This is a genomic window from Sphingobacterium kitahiroshimense (genome assembly GCF_025961315.1).
Classification (GTDB): Bacteria; Bacteroidota; Bacteroidia; order Sphingobacteriales; family Sphingobacteriaceae; genus Sphingobacterium; species Sphingobacterium anhuiense.
On record NZ_JAOQNK010000001.1, the window covers coordinates 421699 to 443013 of the forward strand.

The 21315-nt window shown below is 37.1% G+C and carries 20 protein-coding genes; 13 read left to right on the forward strand and 7 right to left on the reverse strand.

Annotated elements, in window-relative coordinates:
• Nucleotides 1-83: 83 nt before the first annotated feature.
• Nucleotides 84-461, reverse strand: a complete 378-nt coding sequence (locus M2265_RS01805) for a helix-turn-helix domain-containing protein (RefSeq protein WP_132768268.1) — start codon at nt 459-461, stop codon at nt 84-86.
• A gap of 24 nt (nt 462-485) precedes the next feature.
• On the reverse strand, nt 486-890 hold the full coding sequence (locus tag M2265_RS01810) for a helix-turn-helix domain-containing protein (RefSeq protein WP_132768266.1): 405 nt from the start codon (nt 888-890) through the stop codon (nt 486-488).
• Nucleotides 891-1504: 614 nt separating this feature from the next.
• Between M2265_RS01810 and M2265_RS01815 the strand changes: the two genes are divergently transcribed.
• From M2265_RS01815 to M2265_RS01825, 3 genes are read left to right on the forward strand one after another with little or no spacing between them, the layout of a single operon-like run.
• Entirely contained in the window at nt 1505-6196 is a 4692-nt protein-coding gene (locus M2265_RS01815; RefSeq protein ID WP_132768264.1) for a SusC/RagA family TonB-linked outer membrane protein, read from the forward strand.
• Nucleotides 6197-6217: 21 nt separating this feature from the next.
• Nucleotides 6218-7585: a RagB/SusD family nutrient uptake outer membrane protein gene (locus tag M2265_RS01820; RefSeq protein ID WP_132768262.1), complete on the forward strand. Its 1368-nt coding sequence runs from the start codon at nt 6218-6220 to the stop codon at nt 7583-7585.
• A 13-nt stretch (nt 7586-7598) separates the two neighbouring features.
• Complete coding sequence (locus M2265_RS01825; protein ID WP_165905835.1) at nt 7599-8909, forward strand: TlpA family protein disulfide reductase; 1311 nt, start codon at nt 7599-7601, stop codon at nt 8907-8909.
• A gap of 60 nt (nt 8910-8969) precedes the next feature.
• Here M2265_RS01825 and M2265_RS01830 read toward each other — a convergent pair whose 3' ends face one another.
• Both M2265_RS01830 and M2265_RS01835 read right to left on the reverse strand, forming a co-directional pair.
• Nucleotides 8970-9236 carry a hypothetical protein gene (locus M2265_RS01830; RefSeq protein WP_132768258.1) on the reverse strand — a complete coding sequence of 89 codons (267 nt, stop codon included), beginning with the start codon at nt 9234-9236 and terminating at the stop codon, nt 8970-8972.
• Nucleotides 9237-9255: 19 nt separating this feature from the next.
• The gene (locus tag M2265_RS01835; RefSeq protein WP_132768257.1) at nt 9256-9741 is read right to left on the reverse strand and encodes a MauE/DoxX family redox-associated membrane protein; all 486 of its coding nucleotides are present in this window, start codon (nt 9739-9741) and stop codon (nt 9256-9258) included.
• 295 nt (nt 9742-10036) lie between these two features.
• On the opposite strand from M2265_RS01835, the gene M2265_RS01840 reads away from it, so the two are divergent.
• The 3 genes from M2265_RS01840 to M2265_RS01850 are packed head-to-tail and all read left to right on the forward strand — an operon-like array spanning nt 10037 to nt 12223.
• Complete coding sequence (locus M2265_RS01840) at nt 10037-10564, forward strand: RNA polymerase sigma factor (RefSeq protein ID WP_132768255.1); 528 nt, start codon at nt 10037-10039, stop codon at nt 10562-10564.
• A gap of 44 nt (nt 10565-10608) precedes the next feature.
• Nucleotides 10609-11898 (forward strand): FecR domain-containing protein, encoded by a 1290-nt coding sequence (locus tag M2265_RS01845; RefSeq protein ID WP_132768253.1) that lies wholly within the window; start codon nt 10609-10611, stop codon nt 11896-11898.
• Nucleotides 11891-12223, forward strand: a complete 333-nt coding sequence (locus M2265_RS01850) for a hypothetical protein (RefSeq protein ID WP_132768251.1) — start codon at nt 11891-11893, stop codon at nt 12221-12223. The genes M2265_RS01845 and M2265_RS01850 overlap by 8 nt, the downstream gene beginning before the upstream one ends.
• A 175-nt stretch (nt 12224-12398) precedes the next feature.
• Here the strand turns inward: M2265_RS01850 and lgt are convergent, their stop codons facing one another.
• Entirely contained in the window at nt 12399-13223 is an 825-nt protein-coding gene (gene lgt / locus M2265_RS01855; protein ID WP_132768249.1) for a prolipoprotein diacylglyceryl transferase, read from the reverse strand.
• 189 nt (nt 13224-13412) lie between these two features.
• On the opposite strand from lgt, the gene M2265_RS01860 reads away from it, so the two are divergent.
• The 3 genes from M2265_RS01860 (at nt 13413) to M2265_RS01870 (ending at nt 16546) form a co-directional block, all read left to right on the forward strand.
• Entirely contained in the window at nt 13413-14528 is a 1116-nt protein-coding gene (locus M2265_RS01860) for a M42 family metallopeptidase (protein ID WP_021188226.1), read from the forward strand.
• A 37-nt stretch (nt 14529-14565) separates the two neighbouring features.
• Nucleotides 14566-14895 carry a DUF3467 domain-containing protein gene (locus tag M2265_RS01865; RefSeq protein ID WP_021188225.1) on the forward strand — a complete coding sequence of 110 codons (330 nt, stop codon included), beginning with the start codon at nt 14566-14568 and terminating at the stop codon, nt 14893-14895.
• 142 nt (nt 14896-15037) lie between these two features.
• Nucleotides 15038-16546, forward strand: coding sequence for a carbon-nitrogen hydrolase family protein (locus M2265_RS01870; protein ID WP_132768247.1), 1509 nt, complete (start codon nt 15038-15040; stop codon nt 16544-16546).
• A gap of 61 nt (nt 16547-16607) precedes the next feature.
• Here the strand turns inward: M2265_RS01870 and M2265_RS01875 are convergent, their stop codons facing one another.
• Entirely contained in the window at nt 16608-17057 is a 450-nt protein-coding gene (locus M2265_RS01875) for a cold-shock protein (RefSeq protein ID WP_021188224.1), read from the reverse strand.
• Nucleotides 17058-17271: 214 nt separating this feature from the next.
• The gene (locus tag M2265_RS01880; RefSeq protein ID WP_132768245.1) at nt 17272-17838 is read right to left on the reverse strand and encodes a YqgE/AlgH family protein; all 567 of its coding nucleotides are present in this window, start codon (nt 17836-17838) and stop codon (nt 17272-17274) included.
• A gap of 129 nt (nt 17839-17967) precedes the next feature.
• On the opposite strand from M2265_RS01880, the gene pdxH reads away from it, so the two are divergent.
• The 4 genes from pdxH (at nt 17968) to M2265_RS01900 (ending at nt 21302) form a co-directional block, all read left to right on the forward strand.
• On the forward strand, nt 17968-18621 hold the full coding sequence (gene pdxH, locus M2265_RS01885; RefSeq protein ID WP_021188222.1) for a pyridoxamine 5'-phosphate oxidase: 654 nt from the start codon (nt 17968-17970) through the stop codon (nt 18619-18621).
• Between the two features lie 3 nt (nt 18622-18624).
• Nucleotides 18625-19116: an NADH-quinone oxidoreductase subunit C gene (locus tag M2265_RS01890; protein ID WP_132768244.1), complete on the forward strand. Its 492-nt coding sequence runs from the start codon at nt 18625-18627 to the stop codon at nt 19114-19116.
• A 24-nt stretch (nt 19117-19140) separates the two neighbouring features.
• The gene (locus tag M2265_RS01895) at nt 19141-20337 is read left to right on the forward strand and encodes an NADH-quinone oxidoreductase subunit D (protein ID WP_132768242.1); all 1197 of its coding nucleotides are present in this window, start codon (nt 19141-19143) and stop codon (nt 20335-20337) included.
• A 239-nt stretch (nt 20338-20576) separates the two neighbouring features.
• Nucleotides 20577-21302, forward strand: a complete 726-nt coding sequence (locus M2265_RS01900; RefSeq protein WP_132768240.1) for a polyprenol monophosphomannose synthase — start codon at nt 20577-20579, stop codon at nt 21300-21302.
• Nucleotides 21303-21315: the final 13 nt, after the last annotated feature.

The following is a 21315-nucleotide window of genomic DNA, read 5'->3' on the forward strand; positions in this document are numbered from 1 at the left end:
ATTGATTTTTAATTGACAATTCTCTATGGCGATACAGTCTTCTTCTGAAATATAACTTTAATACCGAATATTCATCTCTACCTTTATGATTTTGTTTTCTTTAACTCATGAATCTCTTCTTTGAGATGTTTGATGTACTCATCATAACCACCTTTTAATTCCTGCGTATATTTCACTTCTCGGTCACCACCAGCAATATATTGACTATGATTAAGTATTTGGACTATTTGAAGATCTAATAACTGTTGTAAAGTGCAATTAAAATAATTAGCTATCTCTGATAATTTTTTAAGCGATAAATCCTCAACAATACCTTCTTCAATTCCAATTAATTCTTCCTTGGTTAGTCCCAGTTCTTGTGCTAAAGATTCGACAGATTTCTTTTTGATGTTACGAAGGGCTTCAATATTTCTACCAGCTATTCTGATAAGAGCTATTATATCAATGTTATTATTTATCATCTCTACTGTTTTATGTCAAATTTACTATTTTGTGTTTAATAATTTATTTAGCAAATCTTGATTTTGTTTTTTTAAATACTCGATTTGTTCTTTAAGTGACTGAATAGCTAGTTCATATCCATCTGCTATGTTATTCGTCATAGAATGATTACCTGCAGGTTGATTTATATATTGTGAATAATTAAAAATTTGATGCCCTTCTATATCTAGAACTTGAGCTATCGTAATTTTATAATAATTGCATAACTTCTTCAATAATACAATACTAAGCCCCAGGTATCGACCATTCTCAATTTTACTTAGAACTGGATAGGTAATATCTATTTCAGATGCAACTGCTTCAAGTGTTAATTTAAAAGAGTGTCGAACTGTATGTAGGTTTTTACCTATGGTAGTAAAAATCTCGTTGTCATTGCTTTCAGTAATCATAATTTGGTATAATATAATTATTGTAAATATACAAAATGTTCCTGTGAGTTACAAAATGAATGCTGCTGATTATACTATTTATCTTTTATAAATATTGAGAAAAGGATAAGTATTATTGTGTTTGTTTAGGCATTAATAAAAGAGTCTCGGCTATAAAATTCGACAATTAAAGCAAATCGAGGCAGTAGTATTAATGCCCATATTGATATTTTATGTACCTTCGGGGCATACTATAGCATATGGGCCTCTACTGTATACCGTATTTGCAGGCGTCGAATCCTTATAGCGCGGTTGTAGAGCCCAGCTATAGTTAAATAGCATCTAGCCGAAAGTAGACTCGTTACCAATAACGAGTTATGATAATACAACAAAGCCATTTAAGAAAATTAATCCCCCCATAATCTTATACGATTATAAGTCATTACGATGACTTAATCGATGAAAGCGTACCGTAGACCAATATATTACCTTTATGATGACCATTTAACGCTTTTCGATTCCATCATTTATTTATAGCCTAGGCGCAATCTTACGAGCTCCTGATTAGTTTCATTTGGAAGCTGTTCTGGATATCTACTGTACTCAGGTAAATGCCAAAATTATAAACCTTAGAAATGAACAATTTTTATAAGGATGGGAGAGTATATGCCTACTTGAAGGGTATTATTCAATCCATTTATAGGATAAAAAACAAGTGCAGTAAACACGAGGTATTACCCGAATACTCTATTACTAACAAAGCGCTTGAAAATAATATTGCACATGCAACTAATGCTGTTTTTGTGAGTCATTATGGCTTCCGTGAAGGCTTGAAAAACCTTCGCGATAATGCTGGGACTGGTTCTGGACTGATTCGGAAATCATATGGCAGTTCTTCGACTGTTGTTTTTCAATTCACCAGAGAAAAAACAAAGAATCAGCATAGAACAAGTAAACGAAATACAAACCAATCTGCACCAAGAGAGCCGGAAATGCGCCACAATAAGCCTCTCAACGGTAAACAATCGGTAATGAAATGCCAGACAAACGGCAATGAATTGGTAATAAACAAGCAAGGAAATACCACAAAAATAGCAGAAGGTAAGCAAAGAAAAACTAGAAAAATGAGAAGGTTAATAAATCCTGATTTTTTCCTGACCAAATTAACACCAAATTCTAAGTTTCTTCGGCTGGGCTTCGAGTCTGCATCGGGATTTCATCGGCTACAGTGCATGAAAAGTCGAAGGATAGTCGAGCAAAACCTGAGTGGAAGTAGAAAAAGGGGTAAAGACAGGGAAAAGAAAGTTAGTAAAAGTTTACTGGATGTGGCAAAAATCAAATTGAGGCATTTTATGGCAGGTACCCGCTATATACCTCCTTTTGACCCGCTTCGGACCTTGTTTTACCTCCAGTCGTCGTTGCACCGTATGTGCACCGTACCTCTCTCGTCCCTGCACCAGGAAAAGGACGGTGCAACTATGGTGCAAGTGTGGTGCAGTTACGGGGAAACGTACTACAAGGGTAAAAGAAGGTTAAAAGAAAGTTCCAACAAGATCCGAAGCGATGGCTTTGCTTTTTTTATGATTTTCATGAAGAATGTACTTGCTAAAATCGTTCTTGATGTACGGTTAGTGTACGGTTTATTCACGAATGCCCTACTGACAAGGTACCTAAAAGGTACTGGGAATGTACTGGAGAGCTACCAAAGAGCTAGTGAGGTTAATAGGTTAGCAGTGCTTGAACTGGCTTATGCTAGGCAAGTATTTGGATTTAGTTTTCCATGTGTTGCCCAAGCGTCCGTAATGCGTATGTTAAGTACTGGTAATGCATGGATAGTGCGTAAAACGGTACCCGTTTACGCACTACTAACGCACTATCAACGCTTTATCTATGCTTCATCCATACTTAATCCCTACACCGAAAGCGCATTATCCAAAATAAGGGGATTTAAGCGATCCAATTTCTTTTGCCAGGCATCTGAGTGGTTATGCATTAATAATCTATCTAATCGCTTAAAATGCTTTTCAAATCAAGTACAAGAGAGTATAAGAGATGTTGTGAATGAACGTTTTGTGAATCGATTGCTAAAATCAAGGTTTTCTGTGGCATTGATCTTCGTGTTGTTGATAACGTTCGGATCGGTATCCGCCCAAAGTCAAGGGAAGCAAAATAATGTGTTGCAGGGTACGGTTATTTCGACTGTAGATAAGAAGCCTTTACAGGCTGTATCCGTTCGTGTTGAAGCGGATAATGTGAAGACATCGACCAAGAAAGATGGCTCTTTCAGTATCGCTGTCGCTCAGCGTACGGGCAAAGTGAAGTTCACATCTGTCGGCTACAAAACCCTAGAGCTGGATTATACTGCAAATTCATCATTGCATGTGCAACTAAGTGCTTTCGAAAATCAACTTGACGAAGTAGAAGTGGTATCTACGGGATATCAGAAAATACCGAAAGAAAGAGCGACCGGGAGCTTTGTTCAGATAGACAATAAACTCTTTAATAGAAAGGTGGGGAGCAATGTGCTGGAAAGACTGGCGGACGTCACTCCAGGCTTAATCTTCAATAATGGTAAAGGTGGGGCTGCCCAAATGCGAATAAGGGGGCAAAATACGATATTTTCTGATGCGTCGCCTTTGATCATAGTAGACAATTTTCCATATGAAGGAGATATCAATAATATCAATCCTAATGATATTGAAAGTATGACCGTATTGAAAGATGCTGCTGCAGCCTCGATATGGGGTGCCCGTGCCGGAAACGGCGTGATCGTGATCACGACAAAAAAAGCAGGTGGCCTAGCTGGAAACCAGGTGCAAGGCAATGTCAACGTCACTGTAGGGCAAACCCCGGGTCTACATTATCAACCTATGATATCGAGTGCTGATTTTATTGAAATAGAACGGATGCTGTTTGATAGGGGTTTTTATAAGAATTTTGAGATCTCTCTTACAAAAACACCTCTGAATCCAGCGGTAGAGCTGTTTATACGTCAACGGGACAATCCTGCTCAGAAAACAGCTCTTGAAGCGGAGATTGAAAAATTGAAAGGATATGATATACGGGCAGATTATGAAAAGTACTTATATCGGGCACCTGTTAAGCAACAATATGCTTTTCGTACACAGGGAAGTAATGGCGCCAATCGTTATCATGCTTCTGTGGGTTATGATCGTAATCAGACCGAAGTAATAGGGAATCTTGCCAGCCGCCTAACGGGTATAGTGGGAAACAGCTGGTCTTTTCTGAATAAGAAGTTAGTGTTTTCAGGACAGGCTTCTTTCACAGCGCAGCGTAATGAAAGCAATGGACTCACCGAGATAAACTATATGGGCTACCGTAATATTCCTACCTCAAAAATATTTCCGTATGCCAGACTTGCTGACGACAGTGGTAAGCCACTGGAAGTAACCAAAGATTATCGTTGGAGATATCTCCAATCTGTAGCAGACGATGGTTTATTGGACTGGTCTTACAATCCGTTGCGTGATCGGGATAATAATGATAAGACCAGTAAAGCCAATGATCTCCGAATGGATGCCGGTGTTCGTTATCAAATATTAAAGGGAATAAATGTTAATGCGCAATATCAATATTGGAATGGAATTATTAATAATAGGCAGCTTAATAACGTTGATAGCTACTATACACGTGATATGATCAACCGGTTTACACAGCGGAATTCTACAACCAATGGCCTCTCTTATCCCATTCCGATGGGAGGCATCTTAGATATGAACTACCTTCGCTCACAAGCACATAATTTGCGTTTACAAGTTGATCTTAACTTTAATGTGGCATTCCTGCATGAGTTTAATGGTATTATGGGCTATGAAATTCGCGATCAACGTGCTGATGCAAACACAACTAGATCTTATGGATATGACGAACGAATTGGAATAAGTCAATCAGTCAACTATAAGGATTATTACACCAGTTATCTCAATGCCTATAGTACTTTTAATGTCATTCCGTTTATGGATATCGAGACGGGTACTATCGATCGTTTTCGATCTGTATTCAGCAATTTCTCTTACGCCTACGATCGTCGGTATACCTTTTCCGGAAGTCTGCGTTTTGATGAGAGCAATTTATTTGGAGTTGATGCCAACCAAAAACGTGTTCCTTTATATTCGGTCGGCTTAGGCTGGAATATCAGCAATGAAAGTTTTTTTAATATAAAAGCTATCGATAGACTATACCTTAGAGCAACCTATGGCAGAAGTGGGAATATCAATAAAACATTGACCGCTTACACAACCGCATATTACAATCCGCAAGATCGATTAACGCAACTGCCATATGCGAGTATTAGGACACCGCGAAATCCGGATCTGCGCTGGGAGAAAATCACCACTTCAAATATAGGACTCGATTTTTCATTATTCCGATCTCGAATTTCAGGTTCTGCGGAGTATTACAATAAAGACGGCGACGATGTGATCGGTACAATTCCAACTCCGGGTACAGCGGGTATAAAAACAAAAACAGGGAATTACGCGCGTACTAATGCTAAAGGCTTTGAACTGGTACTGAACACGGTACCGATCAATAAAAAAGTGAAATGGAGCAATCAGCTTTTGTTCAATACCGTCAAAGATAAGATTGTTTCTTATCGTGGTAATGCTGTACCGGCAACACGTATCCTGAGCGGATCGGATGGTACTTCTGCATATCCAGTTGAGGGTCGTCCGCTATGGGCGCTGTACAGTTTGCCTTGGGGTGGGTTGGACCCGCAGGATGGTGACCCGACGGGTTATCTAAATGGACAATTATCTAAGGACTACTCCAGCATATTGCAAAATGCAAGTATCGAAAGTTTAACGTACCATGGTCCCGTCCGTCCAACATGGTTTGGTGCATTTCGCAATAATATAGAGTGGAATAATTGGTCTCTCTCGGCTAATATTTCCTACAGAGGGGGCTATTATTTTAAGAGTAACACTTTATCTTTTGATAATCTATTGAGGGGAGAGGTTGTACAGGGAGATTACTCCTCCCGATGGAAAAAAAAGGGAGATGAGTTGATTACTAATATACCTTCAATACCTGTAAATATGGTGTCTGGTAGAGATGCATATTTTAGCTATGCAGCTTTACATATTCAAAAGGCTGATCATATCCGATTACAAGATGTTCGTGTTGAATATAATTTTCCAGTTCGAAGTTGGAAATTGAAAAGTATAAGCCGATTGAGTTTATACGTTTATGCCAATAATTTGGGATTGTTGTGGAAGAAAACTAAAATATCGTATGATCCAGATTTTGCAAATGTTGACTTTCTGCCTATTCGCACTTTCAGTGTGGGTGCTAATATAATCCTTTAACTTTTTAAGAATACAATCATTATGATAAAGAATCATAAAATTAAATATATGATCAGCTTGTTCCTTATATTACTTTCAGTTGCCTGCAAAAATGAATTTTTGGATGTCAAACCACAGAAACAGCAAGTTGTGGTGGAAACACTTCAAGATGTTACCGCATTATTGGACAATGCTGACATCATGAACCGTACGGATTACTTCCGGTTGATTTCGGATGGTGATTTTTATTATACTGACGATAAGCTGTTGTCAGTTTCGGAAGTACAGCGTAATCTGTATATGTGGAAGTCAGATATTGATCCTACAAATTTTAATATTACCCCTTGGGATTTGCCATATCAGCAGATTATGTATACCAATATCGCCTTAGAAACTCTGGATGGGATGAAGAACTATGGGGGAAATGAAGAGCAATGGAAAAATTTATATGGTAGTGCACTCTTTTATAGGGCTTGGGCTCATTACCAGCTTTTGCAAGATTTTGCTGAAGGATATGACCCCACCGTCGAAAGTCAACTCGGGGTGCCACTTGTTACGAATAGTATTTATCCGAAGTCCATAAAGCGGGAGTCGTTATTGGAAGGATATGGTTTTATTAATGACCAATTAACAAAAGCGTTGCCTTTATTGGCAGAAAAATCGTCAATCAAGACCCGTCCTTCTGTGCAAGGAGTCTATAGTTTAAAAGCGCGATTGCATCTCAATGTGCAGAATTATGAACAAGCGCTATTGGCTTCGGAAAAATGTATGGCAATTGATGATTCTATAGTTGACTTCAATCTGCTAAAATTATCAGATGCTTCTCCTTTTTCGGTATACAATCTTAATACTCATCCTGAAATAATATTTTTTACAAGTAGCAATGTTCCTTTGGTTGGGATAGCGGGTGTTGAGGTTGAAAATCAATTGTATAAAAGTTACATCGATGGTGACCGTAGGAAACAGCTGTTTTTTAATGCTCAAAGACTGTATACCGGTACTTATTCGGGCAATTCCCAATATCATTTTACGGGTATGGCAAACGATGAAGTTTTGCTTATAAAAGCAGAATGTCTGGCTCGCCTTGATCGCCAAAATGAAAGTGTAGCGGTCATGCAGAAATTATTGAAAAATCGGTTTGAAAATAAAACGATGCAGGGTAATGCCCCGACAGATAAGAAGCAGTTATTGCAATGGATACTGAGGGAGCGCCAGAAGGAATTGGTTGGCAGAGGGAGTCGATGGACAGATTTAAAAAGATTGAACAGGAACGATGAGACCAAAATCAATCTATCTAGAACCTATATGAATGCACCTTATGCATTGCCTGCAAATAGTAACAGATATGTATTTGCAATCCCAGCGGAAGAAGTGCTCATTTCCGGATTGAAACAGAATGAGAGAAATTAAAGATGTAAATGATATGAAATATATTAAAATTTTAGGACTGTTATTTATTAGCCTTTTATCTCACGCACAGAATAAGTTGGTTAATATTGACGTGGGTGATGAAATTCCGCACATTATTTTAAACAATGTATATGATAGTAAGGAGCACACCGTTAATCTGCGAAATCTGAGCAACGATAGGCTTGTGATCATTGATTTTTGGGCCACCTGGTGTGGTGCCTGTCTAAAGGCAATGCCGATGATGGATAGTCTTGCGATGCAGTATATAGATAAGCTGAAAGTGATTACGGTGACCAAAGAAGCAAAATCTCCTGTTTTAGAATTTTTTAAAAAGCGTAGACAAGTGGGATTATATGTGCATCAAACCGCTAAGCTGTACGCAGATACGTTACTCTATAAATTGTTTCCTCATTATCTAATACCACACTACGTATGGATTAAAAATGGTAAAGTAATTGCTATCACGGAAAAGGTAACGAGAGAAGCAGTAGAATCGGCGGTAAATCAGGGGACTATTAATCTTCGTAAAAAGGCTGATAAAACAGTAATGCAATTGGATCGCTATAAAAAAAGTTTACTCCAATTTTTACATAATGATGAGCAGCTGGATTTCAAAAATGTAAATAGCTATTCTTTTGTGATGGGGTATGTGGATGCATTAGGACCGTCAGGGGGGTACAGTAATGTGACTCTGGACTCTTCTCTCCATAAAAAACGATTTACGGGAGTGAATATGAGTTTAGAACGTTTTTATAGAGTTGCCTATGGGAATTCACGAACATTTATTAATGAAGCAGCAGTGGACATTACCTCTGATGATGCGTATTTTAAAGGTTCGAATCTGGTCGGAATGGAATATGAAGATTGGTTAGAGAAATATGGTGTCAGTTATGAAGTTGTTGTTGGGGTAGGACATGATCTTTTTAAAAAAATGGCTCTTGATCTTCAGGATGCTTTTCCACAATTTGAAGCAAGCCTCGTAAGAACAAGGGATACTTGTCTGGTGCTGGAATTTATAGATGAAAATCCGGAAACACAAGGCAAGGTTAACCAAGAAATTGATCAATCGGCTGTAGATAATGATTGTAAAGTGTTTGTAGATAGGGATGTGGTTTCATTGATGATCTTTTTTGAATCGTCAGTATTTAGAAATTCAAAAATTCCTGTTATTGATGGGACAAACTATTCTGACAAAATTAATCTCAAACTTTGTGGTAGACTGGGTTCGCTCGAACAAGTTAATACTGCTTTGTTTCCCTATGGTTTACAGGTGAATAAAAAAGTGGCCTGGTATGACAAGCTGGTGGTAGCAGATTGCAAGTAAGTACAGATAAAAAATAATCCCCAGTTTTTTAAGCTGGGGATCATTTTTTAATAGATGCATTTACATAAGATTACCAAATGTGACGACATCAAATAGGCCCGGACTTGTTTCGATAGCTTTACATTCCCTTGGGCTAGAGGTGCATGCATTTTCTCCAGGGCTTCCCGGAGTGATCGGTTGCCAGTCTGCCGGTTTATTTGCATCTGGTTCTACATTGTAGTGTGTTGCAGTTTGCATTGCTGTTGCGTCTGCGTAACCTACTCCTGCGGAGAACATAATAGCAGCTGCTGCCATTACTCTCCAAAAATTAAATGTTGTTTTCATCATGATGATGATAGTTTATTGGTTATGAGCCTACTCTGGTAGCGGTTTTCGGCATACCCGCTTTATTTTTTTGATAAATATATAATGCAATTACAGCTAAAGTCCACATGATCAGACTAAAAATAAGGTGACCTTTATAATCTAACTGCTTGAATATTCCTGCACATGAACACGTTTCTTTAGCTATAATTTCAGATAATACTACTGTAATAAAAAGGATGATAGCAGTAAGATAGGCTATTGATAATAACAGTCCAGTTTTAAGCTTAAATACTAAAAAAACAAGGGAAATTATTGCCAGCACCGGAACGAAATAGGCTAAGAAAGTCGCAATAGGAGCTGGAAAAAACTGCTTATGCATGCTATCAATATTATACGCCATATTGCCAAGCTTTACTGCGATAGTATATGCCCATAATCCAATCAAAAGAATCCGTATGGTTTTGAGGATTGTATTGCCAGCCTTCGATTTAGCTAATGCTTCAATATGTGTTATTATCCTTTTCATGTCTGCTATATTTTTCCTTTTTACCAATAACCCGTTAAGTTACTGCAGTTCAATTTCATGTCGCCAATATGTCGCAACTATTTATTAATCAGATATTTATATTTGTTTGTTTGGTTTTTGTGTCTTATCTTTGTTTTACCCGTTTATAAATTTATTGTCTTCTATATATAACTATCCCAACTATGGGAATTATACCCCCTGTATTTTCATTTAATTTTTAATTAATTGATTATCAGTGAAATAATTTCACTTTTTAAGTTAAGGATCGTTGAAAAAAGGACATAAAACCTAAGGCATGGAAAATGAAGCATTTAAAATATTAATTGATGATCCGGATCTGGGACTCCGGCTTATCATTGGGCTGCATGGCCCTGAGCTGGTGAAGCAGATAAGCCGTTGCATCCAGAATGATGATGAATTGGTAAAAGATGTTTATCAACTTACCCTGATCGCGATATGGACGGATCATAAAAAGATAGGGGAATTGGAAGACCCTTTTGCATGGATAATGGTCATTGCCCGAAATACAGCACTTAGTACGCTTCGGTCCGAAAGAATACGACTAAAAGAACCGATTGAAGATCATGAAAACCTACGCAGTTCTGAACAGGCCGATACAGATCTGGTCTATAAAGAGACGCTCGATGAACTGCTGCAGCACGTAAAACAGCTTACACCACGGGAAGAAGAGGTTTTTATAGCTTCTAAAGTGGACGGAATGGATAATAAGGAGCTGGAAAAAGTCCATAATCTCAAGGCTCAACGGGTCAGGAACTTGCTGAGTTCTGCACAAAGGAAGATCCGGAAGCTACTAAAGCGTTGATCGGAATAGTTAATTGAGTTATTCATGCATTAGAACTATACACAATGGGACACACAGATATAAATATAAAAGAGTTAATCAAAAAGCAGTTATTGGAACAGCTAACTGTGGAGGAAGAGAAGTTGTTGGAGCGTGAGAAGATACGGTATTCTGAAGATGAATATGAGCTTATGGTTATAGAGGTGTTGCGGGGACTGGGCGGACAAGTGCCCAAAGGTATTCTGCAGGACTGGCAACCGGATGTTGATGCGATCATCGAAAAAGCAAAAGCCTTAAAAGCCGAAAAGGAAAAAGTGGTTAAAGTACAAAAGGAAGAAAAAATTTATTTGGCTGTTGCCGTGGCTGCCCTCTTATTTTTTGGACTCGCTACGCTAATTTATTTTGCTTTAAGGCAGGAGGTTACGTATGTTCTTCCAGCTGGAAACAACAGTCTGCACTTTGCTAATGATGGAGATATTCCTTCTGAGGAGTCTTCCTGTATGCTTCTTGTCGGTAAGTCGACCTGGATTAAAGTTTACCCTGATCATGTCGGCAGAATCAAGCAGGTAGGGGATTTATTGATCAGCAGGACCAAAGAGGGTGTGTTAAAAATTGAGAGAAGGGCAGGGAATCATGAAGCGCCAACGATCGCAAATCTAGAGATCTATACGGAGGCGAGACAGCAATGTGTACTGGAGACTGAAGATGGTACGCGTATCAGGATGAATGCACAGACCTGGCTTCGCTACCCTATACAGAAAAGGGACATAGCTTACATTGATCTGATAGGCGAGGCTTATGTTTCAACCAGTGAGAAGACATTTATTGTCGGTACTGTGAAAGGTAAAGTGACTTCGACTTCGAGTGACTTTGTGATTAAATCGGTAAAAGAATCGACCAAGACAGTACTCAACAATGGAAAGTTGGATCTATACGCGTATAGTCTTAAGAAAAGTAAGAGACTGCATAGTCCTCGCGATCTTGGGGTCCTGATGGCCGACTGGTTGGATAAATCCATTGTGCCTAAAGACACGCTATTCCGTATGGCGGATATGAATTTTGAAATGGCAAAAATGTGGACCCGTAAAGTCCGCACCTATGAAAATATTCCATTGCGTGCTTTTGTTGAAGAAATGAGCCGTTGGGAAGGATTTACAATCAAGCAATGGGACTGTCTTCCGAAGAATAAGTTTATCACAACATCTGTACATTATCAGAGTGCTAAAGAAGAGGTTTACAGTGCTATCAAAGATGCAGGTGTGCTTTTGTACGAAGAAAGAGGAATGCTCAGTTTCTGCCCACAAGATAAAAAGAATAAGATCGCAATGACTGAAAGGAGGAAACATAATGAGTAATTATAAACATTTTTTAGACACGGTGTTTTACAATATCGAAATTAATGAAGTGGTCGAGAGACGAAAATGCCGAGCAACCGGCAAGGTACGGTTTAACAGTGTAGCGGAAGCGACTTTCTTTATTCACTGGCTTAAATGGAGGATTAGCAAATGGTTGGAAAAATCTGTGCGCAGAAAGCACCGCAATAAAGGTTTTGGAGCGAAAAGTTCAACTCCACGATACGTATACTCCTGTGAGTTTTGTGAAGGATACCACATTACAAAGGAGCATCCATATGATTATCAACAGAAAAAAGAAAAATATCATGGAAAATATTTCGAATAAATGAATGTAAAATCGTCATAAAAAAATGATGAGGGTATATTGGAATCCATTTTGTAGTTTTCCTTTTGGGAATTATACAAAAAAAACCAAATAATAATTTTAAATTATTTCACATAAAAAAAGCTTAGCACATCATATGCTAAGCTTTTTTATATCAATCTTAAAGATCCTCTAATTAACGTTTTACTACTTTAGGCTTTCTAAACATAAAATAGAGTCCTCCTAATATAAAAGGAATACTTAGGAGCTGTCCCATATTCAAAGCCATTCCTTGTTCAAATGCTTCCTGGTCAATTTTGAAACTTTCGAGGTAAAGTCGAGCAGAAAAAAGTAAGACAAAAAAGAGTCCCATTAATGCACCAGGTTTTTGCAACTTTTTATTTTTGAATAAGTAAACAATAATAAAGAAGATGATGATATAGGCAATAGCTTCATAAAGTTGTCCTGGGTGACGAGGCACTTGATCTATAAGATCAAAAACAATGGCCCAGGGTTTGTCTGTAGGTGTGCCGATCATCTCCGAATTGAAAAAGTTACCCAAACGGATGAAGGCTCCTGCAATTGGCACAACCACTACAAGGCGGTCTGCGAGCCAAAGAAAGTTTGTTTTCGTTTTTCTGCAGAATAAGTATAATGCGACCAATATACCAATTGCGCCACCATGACTCGCTAAACCTGCAAATCCAGTCATTTGAAATTGACCATTTACAAATTTAAATGGTAATACCATTTCCCATAAGTGATCTTTATAATAATCAAATTCATAAAATAGACAATGTCCTAATCTAGCGCCAATTAAAGTTCCTAGAAAGATATAAATACTCAATTGATCCAATAATTCTTGACTCTTATTTTCATTTCTGAATATTTTAAGCATGATCATATACGATACCGCAAATGCCGCTAACCAGCATAAAGCATAGTAACGAAGACCAAAAGTGCCAATTTTAAATATTTCAGGATCTAAATTCCAATGTATGACGCTGAATAAATTCTCCATATTGTCTATTAATTTTTTTACAAGCGTAAATATAATGTTTAAAATCATTTTCAGCTCATGATTGCATCGGAATAAAGCTAAAAAAGCAAGAAAAGTGCCCAATATGGGCACAGATGAAATAAATTCAATTTTTACTTTTGTGGTTACTATAATTTTTCATAATTTGACATCGGAAATAAAATTAGGAGCATGGCAGACAAGAAGAAGAAAGAAAATAAACATATTTCAATAGTAACAAAGGACTCGATTTCTTTTTTTGAAAAATATATTAATAATCCGTCACCAACTGGATTTGAATGGGAGGGACAGCGCTTATGGTTAGATTATTTAAAGCCATATGTGGACGAAACATTCACAGATAACTACGGTACTGCTGTAGGAGTTATCAACCCAGAAGCTGACTATAAAGTTGTTATAGAAGCACATGCTGATGAGATCTCCTGGTTCGTTAACTATATCACGAAGGACGGTTTAATTTATGTGATTCGCAATGGTGGTTCCGACCACCAGATCGCACCATCTAAAAAAGTAAATATCCATACTGATAAAGGTATTGTAAAGGCGGTATTCGGTTGGCCAGCAATACATACACGTTCAGGAGAGAAAGAAGAAGCACCTACATTAAAAAATATCTTTTTAGATTGTGGTTGTATTTCCAAGGACGAAGTAGAAGCTTTGGGTATTCATGTAGGTTGTGTTATTACTTATGAAGATGAGTTCAGCATCCTCAACGATCGCTATTATGTAGGTCGTGCTATGGACAACCGTGCTGGTGGTTTTATGATAGCTGAAGTAGCGCGTTTACTCAAAGAAAATAAAAAGAAATTACCATTTGGTTTATATATCGTAAACTCTGTTCAAGAAGAAATCGGTCTACGTGGAGCTGAAATGATTGCACAGCGTATCAAACCAAATGTTGCGATCGTTACAGATGTGACACATGATACTCAGACTCCAATGATTAACAAGATTACACAGGGTGATTTATCATCTGGAGGAGGACCTGTATTATCTTATGCTCCGGCAGTTCAGATTAATTTAAACAAATTATTGGTTCAGGTAGCAGAAAAAAATGCAATTCCTTTCCAACGTCAAGCATCATCACGTTCTACAGGTACCGATACCGATGCATTTGCATACAGTAATGGAGGTGTGCCATCTGCATTGATTTCATTACCTTTACGCTACATGCATACTACTGTAGAGATGGTGCACAAAGAAGATGTCGACAATGTCATCCGCCTGATCTATGAAACATTATTGAATATTGAAGCAGGACAGGACTTTAGAACTTTTAGCAAATAATAAGAATAACATATATTAAATACTTATAATAAATTTTATGGAAAATAATCAAAATCAAAACGAATTGAGTATCGAGTTGACAGAAGAAGTAGCAGAAGGAATCTACTCAAATCTAGCGATCATTACACATTCAAACACAGAGTTTGTGATTGACTTCGTACGTGTAATGCCAGGTGTGCCGAAAGCTAAAGTGAAATCTAGAATCGTTTTGACACCAGAACATGCTAAACGTTTGTTAGGTGCATTACAAGATAATGTTATTCGCTTTGACGCTATTGCTGCTGGAAACCAAACTGCTGATGCAGAAGTAATCGGTGGTGATCCAACTGTTGCGTTCCCATTTGGTGGAACAACTGGTCAAGCGTAATTTTTCGCATTGTAAAATGCAATAAATAAGCTTCTACAAAAGAGCTAAAGCCGTAGGTTTTAGCTCTTTTTCTTTTATATCGCATGAACTGTGCTTTTAGGCTTGAATTTTGTTTAAATTTAGATAACTAAAATTATATTATATGGATATTCAAGTCAGGAACTTGACGAAGAAAGATTATGTTGATTTGAGAAGGTCAATGACCGAAGCTTACCAAGGAGTAGGAGATGTCTGGACAAGAGAAAATATTGTCGATTTAATCGATATGTTTCCTGAAGGACAATTATGTGTAGAAATCGACGGTCATGTTGTAGCTTGCGCACTTTCCATCATTTTAAACTCAAAAAAAAGTAATATATACGATAGTTATTATGAAATTATTGATGACGGAAAATTTTCAAAACATACCAGCGATGGCGACACACTCTATGGTATAGAAGTCTTTGTACATCCAGATCATCGTGCATTAAGATTAGGAAGGCGCTTATATGATGCACGTAAAGAACTGTGTGAGCAGATGAATTTAAAATCTATCGTAGCAGGAGGAAGGATCCCCAATTATCACAATTATTCAGATAAAATGAGTCCAAGGACATATATTGAAAAAGTGAAACGTAAAGAAATTTTCGATCCAACGTTAACCTTTCAATTGTCCAATGATTTTCATGTCAAAAAGATATTGAAGCATTACCTTCCCGAAGATTCAGAATCGATGGAGTTTGCAACCCTATTGGAGTGGAATAATATCTATTACGAATCAGAAACACGTTCTATTTCTACCACCAAACAAACCATTCGATTAGGTTTAGTACAGTGGCAAATGCGTTTATTTGACAATATTGATGCTTTTTTTGATCAAATTGAATTTTTTGTTGATACCGTGAGCGATTATGGAACAGATTTTATTATGTTTCCAGAATTTTTCAATTCACCGTTAATGAGTCCGTATAATGAATTGCCTGAAAGGTTGGCAATGGAAAAACTAGCAGAGAAGACATCAGAAATTATTGATAAAATCCAACAATTTGCTGTTTCCTATAATGTCAATATCATTGCTGGCTCCATGCCCATTATGGAAAACAAGAAACTATATAATATATCTTACCTCTGTCACCGTAACGGTAAACTGGATTCATTTAAAAAGATTCACATTACTCCCAATGAAAGTAAATATTATGGAATGACCGGAGGTAATGAAGTGAAAGTATTTGATACAGATTGCGGGAAAGTAGGTTTGCTGATTTGTTATGATGTTGAGTTTCCAGAATTGAGCCGTATTCTAGCCGATCAAGGAATGCAGATCTTATTTGTACCCTTTATGACAGACACACAGAATGGCTACATCCGTGTTAGAACATGTGCACAGGCTCGCGCAATTGAGAATGAATGTTATGTGGCTATTGCCGGATCTGTAGGAAATTTACCTCGGGTCAATAATATGGATATCCAATATTCACAATCGGCCGTATTTACACCTTCGGATTTTGCCTTTCCAAATAATGCGATAAAAGCAGAGGCTACGCCAAACACCGAGATGGTGCTAATTGCAGATGTCGATTTATATGCACTTCGTGACCTGCATGAATATGGAACCGTCAAGGTGATGAAGGATCGACGAAAGGATCTTTATGAAGTAAAATTGTTAAAATAACGATATTAAAAAAGGGATTTAATGAATTAAATCCCTTTTTTAATATCGTTAACCTTGAATGTTATTTTTGCAATTTAACATTTACGGCATTCATACCTTTCAATCCTTTTTCAGTTTCAAAAGTTACTTTGTCGTTTTCTTTAACAGCATCAATCAGACCATTAACGTGGAAAAATATTTTATCCTGAGTCTTGAGATCACGAATGAAACCAAAACCTTTGTCTGTATTGTAAAAATTCACAATACCAGATTTGATTAAATCCTCAGGGTTTGCTTCATATTTAGCAGTTGATATCGCGATATCTTCTACGTTAATTTTTGTTTTTTTTGTTGGATCAGGAGGAGTAGAAGTTATATTTCCATATTCATCGACATAAACAAACATTTCTTCTAAACTTTTACCTTTATCGGTATTGTTTTTTCGTTCTTCTTTCTTTTGTTCCTTATCTTGTTTCTTTTTTAACTTTTTCTTCTCTTTTTCTTTTTTGCTAAAACTTTCTGAACTACTCATTTATTTATTTAAAATTAATATTAAACCATATTAAACTACTCAATTTATAGCAGTTTAAGTAAACAAAAGTCAGCGCATTAAATAAATTCAAAGGTGAAAGCCATATCTCGAATTAAGATAAAATTGATATGTTTTAAAACGTAAGGACTCTGCTTAATGACACAAATATACTAAAAAATAGTGAATATTATATATTATTCATAAAAATTACAATTTAATTTAGACTAGGAGACTGCGGAAAATTAACCACATGAGCATACTTGGGTCCCAGACTCATAACAGATTGTTTCCAAAGTAGTTCTGTATCTTTTTCAAACACCAATCCCGTTGAAAACTTGTTCTGTACAGCCCAGCTATTTTCCTTAATTTCTTTATCTAACTGCTCTGGTTGCCAGCCCGAATACCCTAAGAAAAACTTGACTTCATCTTCTTTTATCTTATGATCATTAATAAGTGAAAATAGCAATTCTGGATCTCCGCCGAAATAGATATTTTCACGAATTTCGTCACCACTTAACAATAAGTCAAATCTTGAGTGGATAAAGAATACCTCATTTTGTGCTACAGGTCCACCAATATGTAGTGGAAATGTGCAATTCGCTATTTTTTGAACCAAATCACCGATACAGCCAACAACCTTATGATTTAGAATAAATCCTAAAGTACCTTCTTTTTCATTATGATTACACAATAAAATCACAGATCTTTCGAAGTGCGGGTCGAGCATAAAAGGTTCAGATATTAATAAACAGCCAGCCTTTGGGTCAAGTTCGTTAAACATTGCGATACATATTAGACTTATTATACAATAAAATTAATGCCAAAGTCATTTTGCAGATTAATTTATACTAGATTAGTCGATAAAAATAAGTGAATTTAGTATGTTTGTGACATACAAAAAATCAAAGTCATGGCAATCGAACATAAAGATATTGCCGCTATTCGACAAGATTATGCATTAGGTAATCTGTGTGAAAGCGAAGTAAGCAATGATCCTTTAGTGCAATTTGAAAGATGGTTTAACGAAGCTGTTCATAGTGAGGTTCTTGAACCCAATGCAATGGTCTTATCAACCGTAGGAGAGTTTTCCCTACCTTCTTCCAGAATTGTTTTGCTTAAAGATCTTAAAGAGAACGGTTTTAGTTTTTTTACAAATTTTAATAGCCGTAAAGGAACAGAAATGGATGCTAATCCTCATGTTGCCGTACTATTTTTCTGGCCAGAATTGCAACGTCAGGTACGTATTGAGGGATTGATAGAAAAATTACCAGTAGAAGACTCTGATGAATATTTTCAGTCAAGACCAAAAGGAAGCCGTATTGGCGCTATTGCTTCACCTCAAAGTGATACCATTCCAAACCGTACTTTTTTAGAAGAAAGAGTGGCAGGTCTAACAGAAGAATTTAAAGACCAGGAGCAAGTACCTCGTCCCGAATTTTGGGGAGGATACTTAATTAAACCACTATATATGGAGTTCTGGCAAGGGCGTTCAAGCCGCCTGCATGATCGGATTGCTTTTCAGAAAGTTTCAGATTCATGGAAAATAACCCGTTTAGCACCATAGTATATGAATATACACGAAATTTCAAAATCAATAACTGCGCAGTTCGGGGAAGAGGCTATCGAAAAAATTGAGGAATCGGGTTTGCAGTCTGCTTTATTTGTTAATAAAGCATTTTTAGAACAAATCTGTTATTACCTGAGGGATCAAGAAGGCTTCTATTTTGATTTTTTAAATAATATTGCGGCAGTTGATTTAGGTGATGCTGGATTTTTGGTAACTTATCATATGACCTCTATACCATACCAACACACTTTGGTGTTAAAAGTTGCCGTTGCAAATGATCGTGATTTACAGCAATTACCCGAAGTACCATCATTAGCGGCAGTGTGGAAAACTGCAGATTGGCATGAAAGGGAAGCTTTTGATCTCATGGGCATATTTTTCACGAATCATCCTGATCTTAGACGTATTCTACTCCCTGATGACTGGGAAGGATACCCCTTAAGAAAGGATTATCAAGACCCTGAAAGTTATCATGGCATAGCAATTAAATAAAATAAGAACTGGATAACCAAAAATATGTCGCATACGAAGTATACTGCAGCTTTAGAAAAATACCAACAACATTTAGATAGCATTGGCTCTCAAGAAATGATTATTAATATGGGCCCGCAACATCCATCTACCCATGGCGTGCTTCGGCTTCAATTGATTACAGATGGAGAGCTTGTAAAAGAAGTCATTCCACATTTAGGCTATTTGCATCGCTGTTTTGATAAACATGCGGAATCAATGAATTATGGTAAAAGTATTCCATTTACAGATCGTCTGGACTATTTATCATCGATGAATAATAGCCATGCATTTGTAATGGGGGTAGAGCGCATGCTCGGTATCGACGATAAAATACCAAAAAGAGTTGAATATATACGTGTACTGGTCTGCGAATTAAATAGAATAGCATCGCACTTAATTGGTATCGGTACCTATGGAATTGATATAGGTGCATTTACGCCGTTTATGTGGTGTTTTAGAGATCGGGAGCATATTATGAATATGCTTGAATGGGTATCCGGTTCACGCATGCTCTATAATTACATTTGGGTTGGAGGCTTATTTTACGATTTACCAGTAGGTTTTGAAGAAAGGTGTGCTGAATTTGTAACTTATTTTAAACCAAAATTGGTCGAACTCGATGAACTGTTGACCGAGAACCAGATTTTCATATCCCGAACAGCAAATATTGGTGTGTTGCCTGCAGATGTCGCGATCAATTATGGTGTTTCTGGTCCGATGTTAAGAGCTTCAGGAATCAAATGGGATCTGAGAAGAATTGACGGTTATTCTGTTTATCCAGAAATTGATTTCGAAATCCCTGTTGGAAAAGGAGAGATGGGAGCGCTCGGAGATTGCTGGGACCGATACAAAATCCGGGTCGATGAAGTAAAAGAATCTGTTAAGATTATCGAACAATGTTTGGAAAGACTATTAAAAGAATTTCCGCGTACAGATACATTTGACCCAAGAGCACTTGTACCTAAAAAGGTGAATTTAAAAGCACAGGACTATTATGTAAGAGCAGAAAATCCGAAAGGTGAATTAGGATTTTACTTTGTAACACAAGAAAAGACAGACATTCCTAAGCGTGTGAAAGCAAGAGGTCCGAGTTTTAACAATCTTTCCGTTTTACCTGAATTAGGAAAAGGAACCTTAATTGCGGATTTGATCGCTATATTGGGTTCTATGGACATCGTATTAGGTGAAGTCGATCGCTAATCGCTGTATTTGTAATTTTTGTGTTATCAAGACGCATCAACCCGCAAATTAGTTTGGTTTACCATTCCTTTATCCTATATTTGTAGTCTCATAATTTAAGTTTATAATTGGTTAATAAAAGTCTGCTATTGCAAAATAGTGGACTTTTTTATTTTGCAGAACACCTCATTATACCAATTAAACGAACGTCAAAATCCCAATAAAATTAGTAACTTTACCACACACAAAATGTTTTTAAAGTGGCCGATAGTTTAGTTATCATACCTACATATAACGAGAAAGAGAATATTGAAAAAATAATTCGCAAAGTATGCTCACTCTCAGTACCTTTTCATATTTTAATCGTTGATGATGGTTCTCCAGATGGGACTGCACAAATCGTAAAATCGCTTGAAGCGGAATTCAGAGGACGTTTGTTCATTGAGGAACGCAAAGGGAAATTAGGACTTGGCACTGCTTATATCCATGGTTTTAAATGGGCATTAGCACGAGAATATGAGTTTATTTTTGAAATGGACGCAGATTTTAGCCATAATCCTGAAGATCTAATTCGTTTAAGACAAAGTTGCTTAGATGGTGCAGATATGAGTATCGGATCTCGTTATATCAAAGGGGTCAATGTCGTTAATTGGCCGATGAATAGGGTTTTGATGTCCTATTTCGCATCTGTTTATGTACGGTTTATCACCGGAATCAATATCCAAGATGCTACAGCCGGTTTTGTGTGTTTTAGACGGAAAGTTCTTGAGCGTATACCGCTTGATAAAATTCGATTTGTGGGCTATGCCTTTCAGATAGAAATGAAATTTACGGCGATACAATATAAGTTTAATGTGGTCGAAGTACCGATTATTTTTACAGACCGGACAGAAGGTACTTCAAAAATGAGTACCAGTATTTTTAAAGAAGCTTTTTTTGGTGTTATTCAACTAAAGATTTCAAGTTGGACGAGAAAGTATAATTAAATTGAAGAAAGGA

What these genes read in the sequence shown, in the direction of transcription:
- M2265_RS01890 (WP_132768244.1), top strand. Translation starts at nt 18,625, where the DNA reads ATGAATATACACGAAATTTCAAAATCAATAACTGCGCAGTTCGGGGAA.
- M2265_RS01850 (WP_132768251.1), top strand. Translation starts at nt 11,891, where the DNA reads ATGAGTAATTATAAACATTTTTTAGACACGGTGTTTTACAATATCGAA.
- M2265_RS01845 (WP_132768253.1), top strand. Translation starts at nt 10,609, where the DNA reads ATGGGACACACAGATATAAATATAAAAGAGTTAATCAAAAAGCAGTTA.
- M2265_RS01835 (WP_132768257.1), bottom strand. Translation starts at nt 9,741, where the DNA reads ATGAAAAGGATAATAACACATATTGAAGCATTAGCTAAATCGAAGGCT.
- M2265_RS01820 (WP_132768262.1), top strand. Translation starts at nt 6,218, where the DNA reads ATGATAAAGAATCATAAAATTAAATATATGATCAGCTTGTTCCTTATA.
- pdxH (WP_021188222.1), top strand. Translation starts at nt 17,968, where the DNA reads ATGGCAATCGAACATAAAGATATTGCCGCTATTCGACAAGATTATGCA.
- lgt (WP_132768249.1), bottom strand. Translation starts at nt 13,223, where the DNA reads ATGGAGAATTTATTCAGCGTCATACATTGGAATTTAGATCCTGAAATA.
- M2265_RS01830 (WP_132768258.1), bottom strand. Translation starts at nt 9,236, where the DNA reads ATGATGAAAACAACATTTAATTTTTGGAGAGTAATGGCAGCAGCTGCT.
- M2265_RS01810 (WP_132768266.1), bottom strand. Translation starts at nt 890, where the DNA reads ATGATTACTGAAAGCAATGACAACGAGATTTTTACTACCATAGGTAAA.
- M2265_RS01875 (WP_021188224.1), bottom strand. Translation starts at nt 17,057, where the DNA reads ATGAGTAGTTCAGAAAGTTTTAGCAAAAAAGAAAAAGAGAAGAAAAAG.
- M2265_RS01880 (WP_132768245.1), bottom strand. Translation starts at nt 17,838, where the DNA reads ATGTTTAACGAACTTGACCCAAAGGCTGGCTGTTTATTAATATCTGAA.
- M2265_RS01860 (WP_021188226.1), top strand. Translation starts at nt 13,413, where the DNA reads ATGGCAGACAAGAAGAAGAAAGAAAATAAACATATTTCAATAGTAACA.
- M2265_RS01840 (WP_132768255.1), top strand. Translation starts at nt 10,037, where the DNA reads ATGGAAAATGAAGCATTTAAAATATTAATTGATGATCCGGATCTGGGA.
- M2265_RS01825 (WP_165905835.1), top strand. Translation starts at nt 7,599, where the DNA reads ATGAAATATATTAAAATTTTAGGACTGTTATTTATTAGCCTTTTATCT.
- M2265_RS01865 (WP_021188225.1), top strand. Translation starts at nt 14,566, where the DNA reads ATGGAAAATAATCAAAATCAAAACGAATTGAGTATCGAGTTGACAGAA.
- M2265_RS01805 (WP_132768268.1), bottom strand. Translation starts at nt 461, where the DNA reads ATGATAAATAATAACATTGATATAATAGCTCTTATCAGAATAGCTGGT.
- M2265_RS01870 (WP_132768247.1), top strand. Translation starts at nt 15,038, where the DNA reads ATGGATATTCAAGTCAGGAACTTGACGAAGAAAGATTATGTTGATTTG.
- M2265_RS01815 (WP_132768264.1), top strand. Translation starts at nt 1,505, where the DNA reads ATGAACAATTTTTATAAGGATGGGAGAGTATATGCCTACTTGAAGGGT.
- M2265_RS01895 (WP_132768242.1), top strand. Translation starts at nt 19,141, where the DNA reads ATGTCGCATACGAAGTATACTGCAGCTTTAGAAAAATACCAACAACAT.